Annotated in this window: 12 protein-coding genes; 2 read left to right on the top strand and 10 right to left on the bottom strand. The window is 65.1% G+C overall.

What is annotated here, in order from left to right:
* The first annotated feature begins 176 nt into the window (after nt 1-176).
* Both M5E06_RS15575 and M5E06_RS15570 read left to right on the top strand, forming a co-directional pair.
* Entirely contained in the window at nt 177-1,892 is a 1,716-nt protein-coding gene (locus tag M5E06_RS15575) for a chloride channel protein (RefSeq protein ID WP_252138940.1), read from the top strand.
* 58 nt (nt 1,893-1,950) lie between these two features.
* A complete protein-coding gene (locus M5E06_RS15570) occupies nt 1,951-2,406 on the top strand; it encodes a PAS domain-containing protein (RefSeq protein ID WP_252138939.1) in 456 nt (151 codons plus the stop codon).
* Nucleotides 2,407-2,673: 267 nt separating this feature from the next.
* Here M5E06_RS15570 and soxR read toward each other — a convergent pair whose 3' ends face one another.
* The 10 genes from soxR to M5E06_RS15525 all read right to left on the bottom strand — a co-directional run bounded on the left by soxR (nt 2,674) and on the right by M5E06_RS15525 (nt 17,566).
* The gene (gene soxR / locus M5E06_RS15565; RefSeq protein ID WP_109154711.1) at nt 2,674-3,129 is read right to left on the bottom strand and encodes a redox-sensitive transcriptional activator SoxR; all 456 of its coding nucleotides are present in this window, start codon (nt 3,127-3,129) and stop codon (nt 2,674-2,676) included.
* A gap of 106 nt (nt 3,130-3,235) precedes the next feature.
* Nucleotides 3,236-5,392: an acetate--CoA ligase family protein gene (locus tag M5E06_RS15560; protein ID WP_252138938.1), complete on the bottom strand. Its 2,157-nt coding sequence runs from the start codon at nt 5,390-5,392 to the stop codon at nt 3,236-3,238.
* 121 nt (nt 5,393-5,513) lie between these two features.
* Nucleotides 5,514-6,791, bottom strand: a complete 1,278-nt coding sequence (gene frc, locus M5E06_RS15555; protein WP_252138937.1) for a formyl-CoA transferase — start codon at nt 6,789-6,791, stop codon at nt 5,514-5,516.
* 881 nt (nt 6,792-7,672) lie between these two features.
* Nucleotides 7,673-8,359 carry a calcium-binding protein gene (locus M5E06_RS15550; protein WP_252138936.1) on the bottom strand — a complete coding sequence of 229 codons (687 nt, stop codon included), beginning with the start codon at nt 8,357-8,359 and terminating at the stop codon, nt 7,673-7,675.
* Nucleotides 8,356-8,925 (bottom strand): transposase, encoded by a 570-nt coding sequence (locus M5E06_RS15545; protein WP_502801991.1) that lies wholly within the window; start codon nt 8,923-8,925, stop codon nt 8,356-8,358. Before M5E06_RS15545 ends, M5E06_RS15550 begins: the two co-directional genes overlap by 4 nt.
* Nucleotides 8,926-9,387: 462 nt before the next feature.
* Nucleotides 9,388-11,055, bottom strand: coding sequence for a group II intron reverse transcriptase/maturase (ltrA, locus tag M5E06_RS15540; RefSeq protein WP_252138646.1), 1,668 nt, complete (start codon nt 11,053-11,055; stop codon nt 9,388-9,390).
* 769 nt (nt 11,056-11,824) lie between these two features.
* Complete coding sequence (locus M5E06_RS15535; protein WP_252138668.1) at nt 11,825-13,024, bottom strand: IS256 family transposase; 1,200 nt, start codon at nt 13,022-13,024, stop codon at nt 11,825-11,827.
* 70 nt (nt 13,025-13,094) lie between these two features.
* Nucleotides 13,095-13,727: a transposase family protein gene (locus tag M5E06_RS35865; protein WP_353654344.1), complete on the bottom strand. Its 633-nt coding sequence runs from the start codon at nt 13,725-13,727 to the stop codon at nt 13,095-13,097.
* A gap of 195 nt (nt 13,728-13,922) precedes the next feature.
* Complete coding sequence (locus M5E06_RS15530) at nt 13,923-14,615, bottom strand: GntR family transcriptional regulator (RefSeq protein WP_252138934.1); 693 nt, start codon at nt 14,613-14,615, stop codon at nt 13,923-13,925.
* A complete protein-coding gene (locus M5E06_RS15525) occupies nt 14,612-17,566 on the bottom strand; it encodes an FAD-binding and (Fe-S)-binding domain-containing protein (RefSeq protein WP_252138933.1) in 2,955 nt (984 codons plus the stop codon). The genes M5E06_RS15530 and M5E06_RS15525 overlap by 4 nt, the downstream gene beginning before the upstream one ends.
* Between the last annotated feature and the right edge of the window lie 60 nt (nt 17,567-17,626).

The following is a 17,626-nucleotide window of genomic DNA, read 5'->3' as shown; positions in this document are numbered from 1 at the left end:
TCGGATCACGATATAAACGCAAGGAACGGCGTGGGCGGCCAGTACCGCCGCTCACCCCGGATCGCCCGCATTTCCCCAACTCATTGGCTTTCTGCATGCTCCCGTCCTCAAGGGTTCAAGACCGTACGGCGCCGTCCAAGATGCTTGCCGACTTCACCACCGATCGCCGCGTCCTGATGCTGATCGCCATGGCCCTATTCGTCGGCAGCGGAGGGGCGGTGGCGGCCTGGGCGCTGATCAAGCTGATCGCCTTGGTCACCAACGTGGTCTGGTTCGGCCGCCTCAGCACCGCCGACGTGTCGCTGGGCGTGTTGGAGCCGTCGCTGTGGGTGGTGGCTGCTCCCGCCCTTGGCGGGTTAGCGATCGGACTGATGGCCCGCTTCGGCAGCGACAAAATCCGTGGCCACGGCATTCCGGAAGCCATCGAAGCGATCCTGATCGGCGGAAGCCGGCTGCAGCCGAAGGTGGCTGTCCTGAAACCGCTGTCGTCGGCGATCTCGATCGGAACCGGTGGTCCTTTCGGAGCCGAGGGCCCGATTATCATGACGGGCGGCGCGATCGGCTCGCTTTTCGCCCAATGCTTCCATCTGAGCGCCGCCGAGCGCAAGACACTGCTGGTCTCCGGAGCCGCGGCCGGCATGACCGCGATCTTCGGCACACCCGTTGCCGCGCTGTTGCTCGCGGTCGAACTCCTTCTGTTCGAATGGAAGCCGCGCAGTTTCCTTCCGGTGGTTGCCGGCTGCCTGATTTCGGCCGCCTGGCGCCCCCTGCTGTTCGGCACCGGCCCCCTGTTTCCTTTCACGGGACCGGTCGCTCTCCCCTGGTGGGGGCTGATTGCGTGCATCGGCCTTGGCATCGTCGCCGGTCTGCAATCCGGGCTGATGACGATCATGCTCTACAAGGTGGAAGACCTGTTCGATCGGTTGCCCATCCATTGGATGTGGTGCCCGGCGGTCGGCGGGATCGTTGTCGGCTTGGGCGGCTTGATCGAACCGAGGGCGATGGGCGTCGGCTATGACGTGATCCGCGACCTGCTGACACCTGGAACCGGAGTGCGCGAGGTCTTGGGTGTTCTGGTCGTCAAGCTGATCATCTGGGTCGTGGCGTTGGGTTCCGGCACGTCCGGCGGCGTGCTGGCGCCACTGCTGATCCTGGGCGGAGCCTCCGGATGGCTGGTTGGACTGGCTCTGCCCGGCGACCCGTCATTGTGGGCATTGCTCGGGATGGCGGCGATGATGGGTGGAACGATGCGCTCGCCGCTCACCGGGATCGTCTTCGCCGTTGAACTCACCGGCAACCTCGACACCCTGTTGCCGCTGCTGGCCGCGACCGCCGCGTCCTACGCGGTGACCGTCCTGTTGCTGAAGCGCTCGATCCTGACCGAGAAGATCGCACGCCGTGGCCATCACCTCACACGCGAATACAGCATCGACCCGTTCGAGCTTCTACGAACCTCCGACGTGATGGTAACGGCGGTCGACACCTTGCCGGCGACGATGACGGTGGACGAGGCCGTCGCCTTTTTCACGACCGCCGAACACCGCCATAAATCCTATCCGCTGGTCGACCGCGAAGGTCGCGTGATCGGCATGGTGGGGCGCACCGACGTCCTGCGCTGGACCGGTTCGGACCAGGATGGTGGAGCGACACTCGACGATGCCCTATCCGACCGGTCGATGGTCGTGGCGCATCCCGACACGGTGCTGGGCCGCTTGGTTGACCTGATGATCAAGCATGATGTCAGCCGGGTGCCGGTCATCGATCCGGTCAGCCGTCGTCTTCTGGGCCTCGTCTCCCGCAAGGACCTGTTCAAGTTCAGGAGCAACACGACCGAACTGGAAAATAAGCGCGCCGCATATTTCGGCCGTTCCCGGCAGCGGACCAGCGCTTAGCCGGCGGCTTTTGCCCTCGACCTAAAAACAAGCAAACAAGACGTGAGAAGACTGCGCCATGGAGACATCACGCTTTTCCGACCTTTCGCTCTCCATCCAGGAGCAGCACCGCCTCGGTCACGCTCTGCTCCATGCCGCCGCGGATGCGATTGTCTATTCAGACCGCAATGGCGTGATCCGCTTCTGGAACGCGGGAGCGGAGCGCATCTTCGGGTTCAGTGAAACTGAGGCGCTGGGGCAAAGCCTGGACATCATCATTCCCGAACGTCAACGCGACCGGCACTGGGAGGGCTATGACCGGGTCATAGCGAGCGGGCAGACCCACTATGGAAAGGGTGATCTGCTATCGGTTCCCGCCTTGCATAAGGACGGTCACCGCATCTCGATCGAGTTCACGATCATTCCGGCCTACAACGACCAGGGCATCGTGGTGGGCATGGCATCGGTGATGCGTGACGTAACGGCCCGCTTCGAGGAGATGAAGGCGTTGCGGAGGCAACTGGCCGGCCGCTAGTTCGCGGCGACGGCGTCGACCAGCTCCGCATCGACTGTGACGGCGCCGTCCGCCTGACGGTCGATCTGGTCGCCGGCGCCGATGTCCCCGCCTCCCATCATGGCCTGGATACAGAAACTGGGTTGTTGGCTCTCGTAACGGCAATCCACCACCGCAAACCAAAAGCCCGATTGCCATTGAAAGTCTGTCACCCCCAGTTCCGGATGGGCCGCCGCCGCGGGTGGAACTGGGGGTGACAGGACTCAAGACACCGCTGTTCACCAAGGGTCAAAGCGGGTCGAGCAGTCGCGGGCCCGGACCGGAGGCGGAGAGCACGTCCCAGGGATTCCGCAAGGGACAGTCACTGATCGACAGACAGCCACACCCGATACAATGGTCAAGTTCATCGCGAAGCCGTGCGAGCTTGGTGATCCGATCGTCCAGCTCATCGCGCCACGCACTTGACATCCTCCTCCAGTCCTCGGCGGTCGGCGAACGGTCCTTGGGCAATACGTCAAGGGCCGCCGCAATCGACCCCAGGGAGAGGCCGAGCCGTTGCGCGACCTTTATGACGGCAACCCGGCGAAGGACATCCCGGGTATAGCGACGCTGATTGCCATCACTGCGCCAGCTTTTTATTAGGCCTCTGTGCTCATAGAAGTGGAGCGTCGAAACCGCGACTCCTGAACGTTTTGCCACATCGCCTACGCTGAGATCCCGATCGTAGGTCACTGGATCGAGCATGGCCGGTCTCATCCCTTGTTGATCTGATGTCCGCTTGATCTGATGTCAGCCGGAAGCGGCTGACGGAACCTCCGCTGCGCCGACGGCGTCGGCTCGATGGCCATGATCAGAGGAGGCCGGCTGCACGGGCCCACTTGTATTTGGCCCCCAGCACGGCAACCGGCGTTTCGGTGGTATAGGGATAAGCGACGACGCCGTGTTCATAGAGGTAGGCGGCGGCGGCCTCCACCTGGACGTCGCCGGCCAGCGAGGCGACGATCGGTTTCTCGATTCCCTTCGCCTTCATCTCTTCCTTAACGTCGACGACGAGTTGGGCGAACACCATCGGCGGGGTGATGATCGTGTGCCAATAGCCCAGGATCAGGGCATGGATGCGGTCATCCTCCAGGCCGAGGCGGATGGTGTTCTTGTAGGTGGTCGGCGGCTCGCCCCCGGTGATGTCCACCGGATTGCCGGCGGCCCCGAAGGGCGGGATGAACTTGCGGAACGCCGTGTCGAGATCGGGAGGCATCGTCATCAATGACAGGCCGTTGTCCACGCAGGCGTCCGACAGCAGCACGCCGGATCCGCCGGCCCCGGTGATGATGACGACATTCTCGCCCTTCGGCGTCGGAAGCACCGGAATGCCGCGGGCGAACTGAAGCAGATCCTGAAGGCTGCGGGCGCGGACGACGCCGCTCTGAGCCAGGACATCCTCATAGATCTTGTCGTTGCCGGCGAGCGCGCCGGTGTGGGAACTGGCCGCCCGCGCACCCATCGAGGTGCGGCCGGCTTTTAGCACGACCACCGGCTTCTTCTTGGACACCCGCTTGGCGGCATCCGCAAAGGCCCGGCCGTCCTTCAGATCCTCGCAATGCATGGCGACGACCTGGGTGTTGTCATCCTGCTCGAAGAAATAAAGCAGGTCGTCCTCGTCGATGTCCGACTTGTTGCCGAGACCGACGATGGCCGAAACGCCCATCTTGGCCGAGCGGCTGAAGCCGATGATCGCCATGCCGATACCGCCGGATTGCGAGGAGAGGGCCGCTTTGCCCTGCACGTCATACGGCGTGCAGAAGGTGGCGCAGAGATTCTTTGGCGTATAATAGAAGCCGTAGATGTTCGGCCCCATCAGGCGCACGTCGTATTTGCGGGCGATCTCGACAATGGCGTCCTGTCCCTCGACATTGCCCGTTTCAGCGAAACCGGATGGGATCAGCACGGCGCCGGGGATCCGCTTTTCACCGACCTCGGTCAGGGCTTGCGCGACGAATTTGGCCGGGATGGCGAAGACCGCCACATCGATGTCGCCGGGCACGTCCTTGACGCTTCGGTAGGCCTTGTAGCCCAGGATGTCGTCGGCCTTGGGGTGGATCGGGTATATTTCCCCCTTGTAGCCCCCGTTGATGAGGTTCTTCATCACCGAGTTGCCGATCTTCCCGTCTTCCGACGAGGCACCGATCACCGCCACCGCGTCCGGCTTCATGATGCGGTTCATCTGCCGCACGATCTGGTCCGGCTCCGGCCGGTAGCGCGGCGTCTTCGCTTCGAAGTCCAGGACCACGCGCACGTCGGCGGCGATGGCGCCGTCCTCGCGGGCGAAGACCGGGTTCAGGTCGAGTTCCACGATCTCCGGCACATCGTCGACAAGGCGGGAGACGTTGACGATCAGGTCGGCCAGCGCGGCGCGATCGACCGGCTTGCCGCCGCGCACCCCCTTCAGCATGTCCGCGGCCTGGATACCGTCGAGCATCGCCTCGGCATCCTCCCGCGTCACCGGGGCCAAGCGGAAGGTGACGTCCTTCAGCACCTCGACCAGCACGCCGCCGAGACCGAAAGCGACAAGTTTGCCGAAGCTCTGATCGGTGATCGAGCCGACAATGACCTCGGTTCCGCCTGTCACCATCTGTTGGACCTGAACGCCGACCAACTCGGCTTTCGGATCGTAGGCGCGGGCTCGATCCATGATGGTCTTGTACCCGTTGCGCACCGCATCGGCGTCGGGAACGCCGACCAGCACGCCGCCGGCTTCCGTCTTGTGCAGGATCTGCGGCGACACGATCTTCATCACCACCGGGAACCCCATGCCTTCGGCGAGCCGGACGGCGTCATCGGCGCTGCAGGCCAGTCCTTCGCGCGGCACCGGAATGCCGTAGAGATCGCAAAGTTCCTTGGCTTCCGGTGCGGTCAAGGAGGTACGGCCTTCGGCCTTCGCGGCATCGAGAAGGCGGCGCACCACCTCGGTCGGGCGTCCGACGCGGGCCGGATCGATTAGAACAGTCATAATGGTCCCTCTCCTGTCTGTCAGTCTGGAATCCCGCAGGGCGGGCAGAGGCGAACGGTCGTTGGAAGGGGCGGAGTCTCGGTGCATGTTTTTTTGGGTCGCCGGTGCTGATTGCCCGGTCTTAATCGGCGGCGATGCGCGTCTGGGCCGGCCCCAGCGCGCCGCTTTCATGCGCCTGGATGATGCTCTGCTGATCAAAGCCCAGCACATCGCGCAGGATTTCGTCGGTGTGCTCACCCAGCAGGGGGGAGCGGGTGACCTCCGTCGGGCTGTCGGACAGCTTGATCGGGTTGCCGACCGTCAGGTAGCTGCCGCGGGTCGGATGCTCCACTTCGACCAGCGTGCCGGTCTCGTAGAGCGACTTGTCCTCGGCGATCTCCTTCATCGACAGGATCGGGCCGCAGGGAATGTCGTGCTTGTTGAGGATCTCCATGACCTCGAACTTGCTCAGAGTCTTGGTCCATTCCTCGATGGTCGCGAAGATGCTCATTAGGCGCGGCAGGCGGGCCACCGGGGTGGCGTAGTCGGGATCGGTGATCCACTCCTCCTTGCCGATGACCTTGCAGATCGACTTCCAAACCGGCGCCTGGGCGATGAAGTAGATGTAGGCGTTGGGATCCGTCTCCCAGCCTTTGCACTTCAGGATCCAGCCCGGCTGGCCACCGCCCGAGGCGTTACCGGCGCGCGGCACCGTGTCGCCGAACTCGCCGTTCGGGTATTGCGGGTATTCCTTCAGCGGCCCGTGGGTCAGACGCTGCTGGTCGCGCAGCTTGACGCGGCACAGGTTCAGCACGGCGTCCTGCATGGCGGCCAGCACCTTCTGGCCCCGGCCGGTTTCCTTGCGCTGGTAGAGCGCGGTGACGATTCCCAGCGCCAGATGCAGGCCGGTGCCGCTGTCGCCGATCTGGGCACCGGTGACCATGGGCGGGCCGTCGTCGAAGCCGGTGGTCGAGGCGGCACCGCCCGCACATTGGGCGACGTTCTCGTACACCTTGCAGTTCTCGAACGGCCCGGGCCCGAAGCCCTTGACCGACGCGACGATCATCGCGGGGTTCAGCTCCTGGATGCGCTCCCAGGTGAACCCCATGCGATCGAGCACGCCGGGGGCAAAGTTTTCGACCATCACGTCGCAGGTCTTGATCAGAGCCTCCAGCACCTCCTTGCCCTTGGGCGTCTTGGTGTCGAGGGTGATGGACCGCTTGTTGTGATTCAGCATGGTGAAATACAGGCTGTCGGCGTCCGGCAGGTCGCGCAGCTGGCTGCGGGTGATGTCACCCTCGCCCGGCCGTTCGACCTTGATGACGTCGGCGCCGAACCAGGCGAGCAACTGGGTGCAGGTCGGCCCCGACTGCACATGCGTGAAGTCGAGAATCCGCACGCCCTGAAGTGCTTTGCCCATGCATGCCCTCCCTATTACCCCAGGAGCACGCGGGTGCTCCGGAGTTTTCATTCAGCAGATTTTTTCGGAGAAACGCTCAGCGTACAGAATGTGTACAGCTGGTGATTGGAGATGGCTGAGGTGGTCCTATCGGAGCCAATCCCTTATCATTTGGATTTTCTGGTTGCCTTCATTCGTTCTGGCATATTGCAGACCGCAGTGCGTCGTGTATTCCCGAGCAAGGCCTTCTCTCACCAGATCAGTCAACATGGGCCTGACCACAACCGGCTTCAGGCGCACCGCCTGAGTTATTTCCATCAATGATGCTGTCGGTCTCAGGGCCTCAGGACCTGGCAGAGCACGCAGGGTGTTGAGCATCGTCCAATTGATAGACAACGGAGAGATCACGGAGTCCTCCTTTCGTACGGCAAAGCCGCGGCCGCCAATGGGCAAGCCAGTAAAATCGGATGGCGATCATGATCGATGGTTTTGAGCCTAGGACCTCAAGCTACCTTGAGGTCAAGGGGAGATTTCACGCACACCAGCAGGATTTTTCCGAACCCCGACATCGGTGAGAGCGTGAGGGGCAGATGCTCTGACGCAGAGAAAGAAGGTCCGGTCCTGTTGATCGGCTCGCATGCCGGGCATCATGGGTCCATTCGGCGCAAGCCGTTCCGCGAGATCTTGGCATGCAAATCGGCATGACGGCGGCGTCCACCGCGAGATGGCGGGCATTCGGGATCTTGTGGTGGCGCGGCTCGTTGGCCTTGTACGGCATCGGGTTTTCGGCGTCAGCGGGCCGCCTCTACACCCGCTCGCCCTCCCGACCGCCACCAGCCGGGCATTTTGCACCAACGTCTTGCGGGCGCCCTTCCCTTTTACCGCGATGCTTTGTCGCCGGATCAACCGAGGTTGATGTCGGAGAGCGAGAGCACCGTGCTGTTGTACACGCCGAGCAGACGAACCTCGGACGAAGCCACCTGGTCGTCGCCGTTGGTGTCGACCACCTGGTACAGAGCGGAGTTCGTGCCGTTGTTGGCCAGAACCAGCGTGCTCGCACCAGCCGACGAGTTCGTCAGCGTACCCAGAGCCTGACGGAAATTCGCCAGCGAGGCATCCGTCAGGCTGCCGCTGACCGCCGAGGACAGGCTGACCAATTCGTTGGTCATGCTCACCCCGTTGGTCGCCGCGGTCACCGTGGCCAGAGCCGCGTTGCCGTTCTTGTCCGCATCGGTCCGGGCCGCACCGGTCAACTGCACCTTGTCGGTGCCCGACTGGAAGTTCGACACCGAGATGAAGCCGGTGTTCGCACCCAGCGACGCGATGTCGCTGAAGGACGAGTACACGACCGCATCCGTGCCGCTGCCCGACGTCAGGCTGATGCTGTCGCCAGTACCACCCTGGAAGCGGATCGACCCGCTGGTCACCGTGATCGCATCGGGGCCCAAGCCGCCGATCAGCGTCTCGACACCCGGGACCGACATGGTCACGCCGGTGTTGCCGGTGGTGATCACGTCGTTGCCCGTGCCGCCGACCAGGGTCTCGATGATCTTGCCCCGGTTGGTTCTTGCGCACTTTGCGTGGATCACGCGGCCAGAAGGGTTCGTCTCCGGAGCAGATCCAGGCTGGCTCTGCCGTACATTTGACGCTTGAGCGGTTTGAGGCGGTTGATCTGCCCCTCAGCCTGCCCGCTGCTCCATGGCAATGTGAGTGCCGCCCGAACTGCAGCGCCATCCTGCTCCAAACCAGCAGCAAATGTCTGAACCGCGGTGATGCCGCAGGAACTTGCTTCGGTGAACCAAGCCTCCAGTCCGGCCGCGGCATGGTCGCTTTCCGCGGTTCGGCCGGCCGCACGCACGAGTGCCGTGAAGCGGCGCGCGAGACCGGCCACTCTGTGTGTTTCGGCATCTTGCTCGGCCTGAGCAACGGCCGCAGCCTCCTCGTCGTTGCGCGCTTCGGCCGGCTTTTCCAGAGCCCAGGCCAGACGCTTGGGCGACAGGAGGGCTGGTGGGCCGCCGGATGGGGTTGGCGTCTCCTTGCACCAGCAGTGGGGCGTCGTCTTCGCCCGGACGCTTCGGTGTTGTTGCAGCCAGAGATGCACCGCTTTTGCCCGGCCGGCGTAGCCCAGCGCACGAACCTCACGCCATAGTTCCATGCCATTCTCGTAGCCTGCAACCACACGCGCCGCCAAATGCGGGATGAAGGGGTCCAACGCGCTCCGCACCGGAGCCCGCAGTGCGCGTTCCGGAAAGCTTTGCGCTTGCACGTACTTACGGACCGTTCCCCGCGCCAAGCCCATCGACCGAGCAATGCCCAGCAGCGTCTCCCCTGCGGCATGGCGGTACCGGACCTCTTTATAGACCGCCCTCCAACGCTCGTCGCTTGCGACGCTCGCCACTCTCTCGGCACGCGGGCGCGGGAAGGCTCGGGTGCGTCGGGGTGCAATGGCCGATGCGTCGGTGTGGACCAGCGGCAACCGGCGAAGCCGACCATGGACGGCAAAGAGCCAGCGTTCAAACATCTGGCGCGTATTGGCGAGCAGATGTCGGGTAGCCGGGCTCCGTTGCCGAAGCCCAGCCCCCTCAGAACCGGACGTGACGATCTCCCGTCATCCGGCTCAAGCCTCCGCCGCCCGGTACCCGATCCGCGCGTGGTGCCCATAGTGGCACCACCGGTGTACCAGTTGTAGGTTGTCGATCTGGTCCGATCCGCCACGATGTCGCGGGATGTTGTGATGTTCGTCGATCAGAGGAAGATCCTCATCCGGATCAAAACCAACACGACACATCGCGCATTGAAAGTCTTGTCGCCGCAGCAAGGCCAATCGCATGGGAGAGTGCATCGTCACCTTCATGCGTCGTTGCTGCCGCTCTTCCCAGTAAGCCTGGTCGTCGGGATTGAGCGGGCTTCGCTTTCCTTGGACCTTGCTGTGCCGGGTGACCGGAGTGTCGTCGTGCCGAGCGAGCCGGGTACGGCCATCCACGAAATTCCATTTGGCGTCGAAGTAGCGCGACCGGACCCAGGCCGCCGACTTGGTCGGGTGGCGGCGCTTGGCCCAGTGCCACAGCTTCGCGTGGACATGATGGTCCATGGAATGGAACGTCCGCTTCGAGGCGCCATGCCGATAGTAGTTCGCCCATCCCCGGATCAGCGGGTTGAGCTCGCCGATGACTTGGCTGGCGGTTGCCTGACGATGGCTGCTCAGATAGTCATGGATGGTGCGCAGATGCTGCACCACCTTCGCCTTCTGAGGGGTCGTCAGGATCACGCCACGATACCTTCGCACGGTGAAGCCGAGGAAGTCGAAGCCCTCGTCGATATGAACGATCCGGGTCTTCTTCTCGCTCAGCGTCAACCCACGCTCTCCGAGAAATCGCGTCAGCGTGGGGACAACATACGTCTCCAAGACTTCACGTGTCGGTGCCGTCACCACCAGATCGTCGGCATAGCGCACCAGACCGAGGCCACGGTTGAGGCCGTGACGCCGGCTTGGACGAACGGGGCGGCCCCGCGTGTCTTCGGCTCCGAAGAGCCGCTCCATGCCGTCGAGGGCAATGTTGGACAACAGGGGCGACGCGATGCCACCTTGTGGTGTGCCGGCCGTCGTTGGCGTCCATGTGCCGAGTTCCACCGTACCGGCCTTGAGCCAGCGATGGATGGTGGTGGTGAACGTCGGCAGCTTCGCCAGCAGCGGATCGTGTCCGATGTTGTCAAAGCAGCCGGCAATGTCTGCGTCGAGTACCCATTCACTCGCGCCGGCAGGAGCTAGCATCGCGTGCAGGGCGACGATCGCATCCATCGTGCACCGTCCAGGCCGGAACCCGTAGCTGTTCGCCTCGAAGCGTGTCTCCCATTCGGGTTCCAGCGCCATCTTGACGAGCATCTGCAAGGCTCGATCCCGGATCGTCGGAATGCCCAAGGGCCGCTTCCGGCCGTCCGCCTTCGGGATGTACACCCTGCGGACCGGCTGTGGGCGGTAGTCCTTGAGGCTCAGATCAGTGCTCAACCTCATCCGGCCTTCGGGCGTTTTGCACACCACGCCATCAATGCCGGGAGTGTTGCGGCCAGTGTTCTGCTGGGTAACCCGGCGGACCGCCAGCCGTTTTGCGGATGTAGAGCGGACCAGGAGCTTCTGCAGGTTCTTCACCTGCCGCCCGTTCCCAGCCGCCGCGGCACGGTAGATGCGTCCTTGAAGGCGCTTCACGACCGCTTCCGTCGTGGTCCAATCGATCTCGGACCACGCCATCGTCGGCGGACGTTCACCGGTCTGTTCGGTTTGCACCATCCAACGTCTCCGGCAATTCCAAGCACCCCAAGGGGGCTCGACCGTTGAGACCATGGCGGAAGTCTGCGCCCTTTCGGGCTGGGTATTTCCTCATCACCGAGGCCCTATCCACCCCATTACAGGATGGCTTTCGCTTTCTCCGCCTTCCTCTACCCCCTTCACCATCTCCTTCCTTGCGGTTGGCATACCGTCGCCTCGCGGCAGACGGGATGAATGGGGCTTACCCTGTTGTCTGATGTGGAGAAGCGGATGGGGAGGCTGCGCCCTATGGTCCGGCGGGTCTTCGTGCCACCGTCGTCGGGGCTGGCAACCGACGATCCGACCCACGTGCCATTTTGGCGCCGGCCTGTCAGCACCTTTGGCCGGTTGCCGATGACGGACCTTAACGACGGGCATTCACATGCGTTCAGCCTTCCATCCTCTGCTGGGCCGCCTCCGGATTGGTGCTCCCAGATTGTGGCCGTTGTTCCCAGAGCTTCAGACGTCGGATTACTCCTTCGCCTGTCCAGGTAGCAGCACTTGGGTGGACAAGGTTCCTTCATAGGACACTCCAACATCAAACCTTGCGGACTGTCGGGAAGGTGTGTTTCCCGACAACCCTCAGGTCACACGCCAGCGGTCGGCAACCTGGGTCGCTTGACCAGCGCCGCTGGTGGCGGCACGAGCATATTTGGCGGATCGATCGGCCAGCAGGTCGAGATCGTGCCCCTGAGCGTGGTGTAGGAGTTGGGTCGCTCACCGGGTTCTCCGGCTGGTCTGGCCGGAATTGTCAGGCGGCCACGGCGGGCAGGCTGACGAGGGGATCATCGCCGAGCGGGGCGATTGTTTCCAGCGTCATGTAGCGTGCCCGCTGAACGGCCCATTCATCGTTTTGCTCCAAGAGGATGGCGCCGATGAGCCTCGTAATCGCTTCCTCGTTGGGAAATATGCCGACAACCTCGGTGCGCCGCTTGATCTCACCGTTGAGACGTTCAATCGGGTTTGTCGAGTGGAGCTTGGCCCGATGCTCCCTGGGAAAGGTCATGTAGGCCAGGACGTCTTCTTCCGCCTCGTCCATCAGGGTGGCCAGTTTCGGCAGCTTGGCCCGGACCTGATCGGCCACTTGCCGCCACTGCGTGCGAGCAGATGCCGCATCGTCCTGGGCGAAGGCCGTGGCGATGAAGGCCGCCACGACACGGCGCCCGCTCTTGCCGGCGTGGGCAAGCGCTGTCCTGGAGAAATGGACCCGGCACCTTTGCCACGTCGCCTGGAAGACCCGGGTGACGGCGGCCTTGATGCCGCCATGGGCGTCGGAGATCACCAGCTTGACGCCGCTCAGACCACGGCGCTTGAGCTTGCGCAGGAACTCGATCCAGAAGGTTTCCGCCTCGGACGGGCCGATGTCCATGCCCAGCACCTCGCGCCGGCCGTCGGTGTTGACCGCCACCGCGATGGTCACGGCGACCGAAACGATGCGTCCGTTCTGGCGCACCTTCACGTAGGTGGCATCCAGCCACAGGTAGGGCCAGTCGCCCTCGATGGGACGGCCGAGAAAGGTCTTCACCCGCTCGTCGATCTCGGCGCACAACCGACTGACCTGGCTCTTGGAGATGCCAGACATTCCCATCGCCTGGACCAGATCGTCCACTGAGCGCGTCGAGATGCCCTGGATGTAGGCCTCCTGGATCACTGCCGTCAGTGCCTTCTCGGCCATCCGCCGCGGCTCCAGAAAGCCGGGGAAGTAGGAGCCCTTGCGCAGTTTGGGAATGCGCAGCTCGACGGTGCCGGCGCGGGTCTCCCAGTCGCGATCCCGGTAGCCATTGCGCTGGACGAGCCGCTCGGCAGACCGCTCGCCATGACCGGCCCCGGTCAGGCCCTGCACCTCCAACTCCATCAGCCGTTCAGCGGCAAAGCCGATCATCTCACGCAGAACATCGGCATCCGCGCCCTTCTCAAGCATCGCGCGAAGCGCCATCATCTCGTCGGTCATCGTGGTCACCCTTCGGTCGGGTTGAGGTGTGGTGACCAGACTCTACCGAAGAACCGCGATGACCGCCCCGCTATGGATAACCGGCCCGCCTACGCCAGCCATCGGAGGGCGCTACGGCGGGCCGGTTCCCCACAGCTCCTACACCACCCCGTGGGGCACGACCCAGGTCGAGGACACGACGACGTTCCAGGTCGACCAAGATGGTTCTGCCATAGGTCCGCCCCTTGCGCAGCGCCCACTCATCCACGCCGACGACGCGTGGCGGTTTAACGGCCGGCAAGGGCAATGCCCGGATGACACGTAGCAGGGTGTCCCTGCTGACTGGCATCCCAAGCCCGCGGGCGAGCCGCGCCCCCGCAGCGCCACCGAGAGCAATCCCGACCCGGCCCAGCGCCTTGGCCAGACGCCAGGTGTGTCGGGCGTGAGGGGCTACAGCGCCGGCAAAGCGCTTGGCGAACGTGCGCTTGGGGCAGGTCGCTTGCCGGCAATAGAACCGCCGGACCAGCAAAACAACACGGAGCTCATGCCCAAAGGCCGCGAGGTCGGCAGGAGATCGCCGGTACCGGCTGTGAACCAAGTGGCTGACGGCGCCACAGTGCGGGCAACGAGCACTACCTCGGCGACTTTCTGCAAGAACGACAAAGGATCCGCGGCTGCCACGCTCGATCTGAAGCACGCGGCAGCCCGGAAGGAAAGAGAACATCTGCATGCTCCTTCCATGTAGGCAATACCCGATCTGCTCGCCACCGCAACCCGGACCATCCACGCAAAGTACGCAAGAGCCACCGAACCGGGGCAAGATCACTCTCTGCTTGCCCAGGCACAGGAGATCCTGGATCGCCTCGACGGGAAGTCATCCGCATAGGCGGCCGCTAAATATGGGGCTTGGCGGACAAGCTCAGGCGGCCGACGAGGTTTTCGCGGCGTCGGCACCCGACGGCGCCATCCCGGTCGAATCGGCCATGATGTCGATCTTACGCTCCAGATGCTGCCGCAGCAGAACCGCAATGGCGGCGCCGTCCCGCCGGACCAGGGCGTCCAGGATCTGTTCATGCTCGCGCACCGCCTGGTCCCACCAGTCGCGCGGCATATCGGCGACGTAGCGGGCGCGGCGGATGCGCAGCGCCAGGCTGGCGTGGGTGGCGATCAGCACCGGGTTGTTCGACGCCGTCAGGATCATGTGATGGATGCGCTCGTTCAGCCGGTAATAGGCCTGCAGGTCGCGGCGGGCATGGTGAGCCAGCATCTCGTAATGCAGCGCGCGCAGCTCGGCGATCTGTTCCTCGGTGATGTGGGCGCAGGCCAGCTCGCCGGACAGCGCTTCCAGGCAGGCCATCACCGTGAAGGTGTCCTCGATGTCCGCGCGCGTCAGGGTGGCGACGCGGGCGCCGCGGTTGGGCAGCAGCAGCACCAGCCCCTCGCTGGCCATCACCTTCAACGCCTCGCGCAGCGGGGTGCGCGACACGCCGAAGCGCTCGCACAGCTCGCGCTCGTTGATGCGCGAGCCGGGCGACAGGTCGCCGTCGACGATGGCGGTGCGCAGCCGGGCGACGACCTCGGCATGGAGGCTGCTGCGGTCGATCAGCGTCATTCCGGTCTTCTCCCCACCGCGGCCGTCCGGTCCGCCAACGCCTGTTCCAGCGCCTGTTCCAACACCAGGGCGACATGCACCGCCCGCCGGCCGGCGCCGTCCTGGATCTGGTGGCGGCAACTCGTCCCGTCGGCCACCAGGATGGTGTCCGCATCGGCGGCGCGCACCGCCGGCAGCAGGTCGAGTTCTCCCATCCTCATCGACACCTCGTGATGCTCCGCCTGATAGCCGAAGGCTCCGGCCATTCCGCAACAGGTGGATTGTAGCACCGAAACCGCAAGGTCCGGGATCAGCTTCAGCACTCTTTCCACGGGCGGCAGCGCGCCCATGGCCTTCTGGTGGCAATGGCCGTGCACCAGCGCCTTGCGTGCCGCCAGCGGCTTCAGCGGCAGGACCAGCCGGCCGGCGGCGTGCTCACGGTCGAGGAATTCCTCGAACAGCAGGGCGTGGTCGGCGATGCGGGCGTACTCCGCTCCGGGCAGCACCGCCGTGATCTCGTCGCGCAGGGTCAGCAGGCAGGACGGTTCCAGCCCGACGATCGGCACCCCGCGCTCGGCGTAGGGCATCAGCGCCTCGACCACACGCCACTGCTCCGCCCGCGCCTGCTCGACCAGACCGGCGGCGAGGAAGGTCCGGCCGCAGCACAGCGGCCGGCCACCGTCGGCCGGTGTTGCGGCGTGGACGGTGTAGCCCGCCGCCTCCAGCACGCGGACGGCCGCGCGGGCGTTGTCGGACTCGAACCAGCGATTGAAGGTATCGGCGAACAGAACCACCTCGCCGGCCGCGCCGGGTTTCGGGGCGTCGGGATGGCGGAACGGCGTCGCGTGCCAGCGCGGCAGCGACCGGTGGCGGCTCAGCCCGAGCAGGCGCTCCGTCAGCGCCGGCAGGCCGGGGATCCGCCCGTGCAGGTTCAGCAGGGGGGCGGCGACCGACAGCGCCGGGGCATAGCGCGGCAGCCACGCGACCAGCCGGTCGCGCAGCGACAGGCGGGCGCCGCGCCTGAGGCGCTGGGCCAGCACCTCGATCTTCATCTTCGCCATGTCGACGCCGGTCGGGCATTCGCGCTTGCAGCCCTTGCAGCCGACGCAGAGGTCCAGCGCCTCCATCACCCCGTCGGCGGCCAGCCCCTCGGGGCCGAGCTGACCGGTCAGTGCCAGCCTCAGCGTGTTGGCCCGGCCGCGGGTGACATGCTGCTCGTCACGGATCGCCCGGTATGACGGGCACATCACGCCTGGGTCGGACTTCCGGCAGGTGCCGTTGTTGTTGCACATCTCAACCGCGCCGAGGAAACCGTTCCACTCCGACCAGTCCAGCGCGGTGTCGATGGGCAGGGCGCCATAGCCGGGCTTGTAACGGAACAGGCGGCGGTCATCCATGCGCGGCGGATCGACGATCTTGCCGGGGTTGAACAATCCCGCCGGATCGAACAGCGTCTTGACCTCGCGGAAGGCATCGACGATGCGGCGGCCGTACATCGGCTCGTGGAATTCGGAGCGGACCAGCCCGTCGCCGTGCTCGCCGGAATGGGACCCCTTGTATTCGCGCACCAGGGCGAACGCCTCCTCGGCGATGGCGCGCATCTTCCGCACCTCCAGCTCCTGCTTGAGGTTCAGGACCGGACGGACGTGCAGGCAGCCTTCGGAGGCGTGGGCGTACCAGGTGCCGGTGGTGCCGTGGCGGTGGAAGACCTCGGTCAGCCGCTCGGTGTAGTCGGCCAGATGCTCCAGCGGGACGGCGCAATCCTCGATGAAGGAGACCGGCTTTCCCTCCGTCCGCATCGACATCATGATGTTCAGCCCGGCCTTGCGCATCTCCCAGATCGCCGCCTGGAAGGCTGGGTCGACCGCCTCCACCACCGCGCCGGGCAGGCCGAGATCGCCCATCAGCTCGCCCAGCCGGCGAAGGTTGGCCATCTCCTCGTCGCGGTCTTCGCCGGCGAACTCCACCAGCAGCAGGGCGTCGGGCTCGCCGACGATGAAGCGATCCATGGTGGCGCGGAACAGCGGGATGTCGCGGCCCAGCGCGATCATGTTGCGGTCAACCAACTCCACCGCCGCCGGCTTTAGCGCGACGATCGCCTGCGCCGATTCCATCGCCTTGCGGAAGGTCGGGAAGTGGCAGACCCCCAGCACCTTGTGCCGGGGCAGCGGCGCCAGCGCCAGCTCGATGCGCTGGAAGAAGGCCAGCGTCCCTTCCGACCCGACCAGCAGCTTGGCGAGGTTGGGGTGATCGCCGCCCAGCCGTTCGATGTTGTAGCCGCCGACCTTGCGTCGGACGGCGGGAATGCGGACGGCGATCTCGTCGGCCTCGCGGGCGTGCAGAGCCTTCAGCGCGGCTTCGAGCCGCCGATGACGCTCGGTCGACGGGGCGGATCCGTCGAAGCGCACCGGGGTGCCGTCGGCCAACACGGCGTCGATGGCGCGGACATTGTGCACCATATTGCCGTAGCGCAGCGACCGGGTGCCGCAGCTGTTGTTTCCGGTCATGCCGCCGATGGTCGCCTGAGCCGCGGTCGAGACGTCAACCGGGAACCACAGCCCCAGCGGCTTCAGCGCCTTGTTCAGATGGTCCAGCACGATACCCGGCTGCACCGCCGCCGTCCGCGCCCCGGCATCCACGTCGAGGATGCGGTTCAGGTGCCTGGAGCAGTCGAGGACCAGCGCCTCGTTCACCGTCTGCCCGCACTGCGAGGTGCCGCCGCCGCGCGGCAGGATCGGCACCCCCTCCTCCACCGCGACAGCGACCGCCGCCGCCACGTCCTCCGCATCGCGCGGGACGACGACGCCGACCGGTTCCATCTGGTAGATCGAGGCGTCGGTGCTGTAGCGCCCGCGCGTGAAACGGTCGAACAGCACCTCCCCCTTCACGGCGCCGCGCAGGCGGGCGGCCAGGGCGCTGTCACCGATGCGGGAGCCGCAGCGCGGCGGGACGTTGCGGTCGTCGAGCGGCATGGCGTGGGCTCCCCTGAAACGGATGGCGGCGGCGGATGGCACGGCCGGATCGCACCGGCA

This window comes from Azospirillum sp. A1-3 (assembly GCF_023806445.1).
Classification (GTDB): Bacteria; Pseudomonadota; Alphaproteobacteria; order Azospirillales; family Azospirillaceae; genus Azospirillum.
Note: the sequence above shows the minus strand (reverse complement) of the source record. Positions and strands in the feature narration are given on the sequence as shown.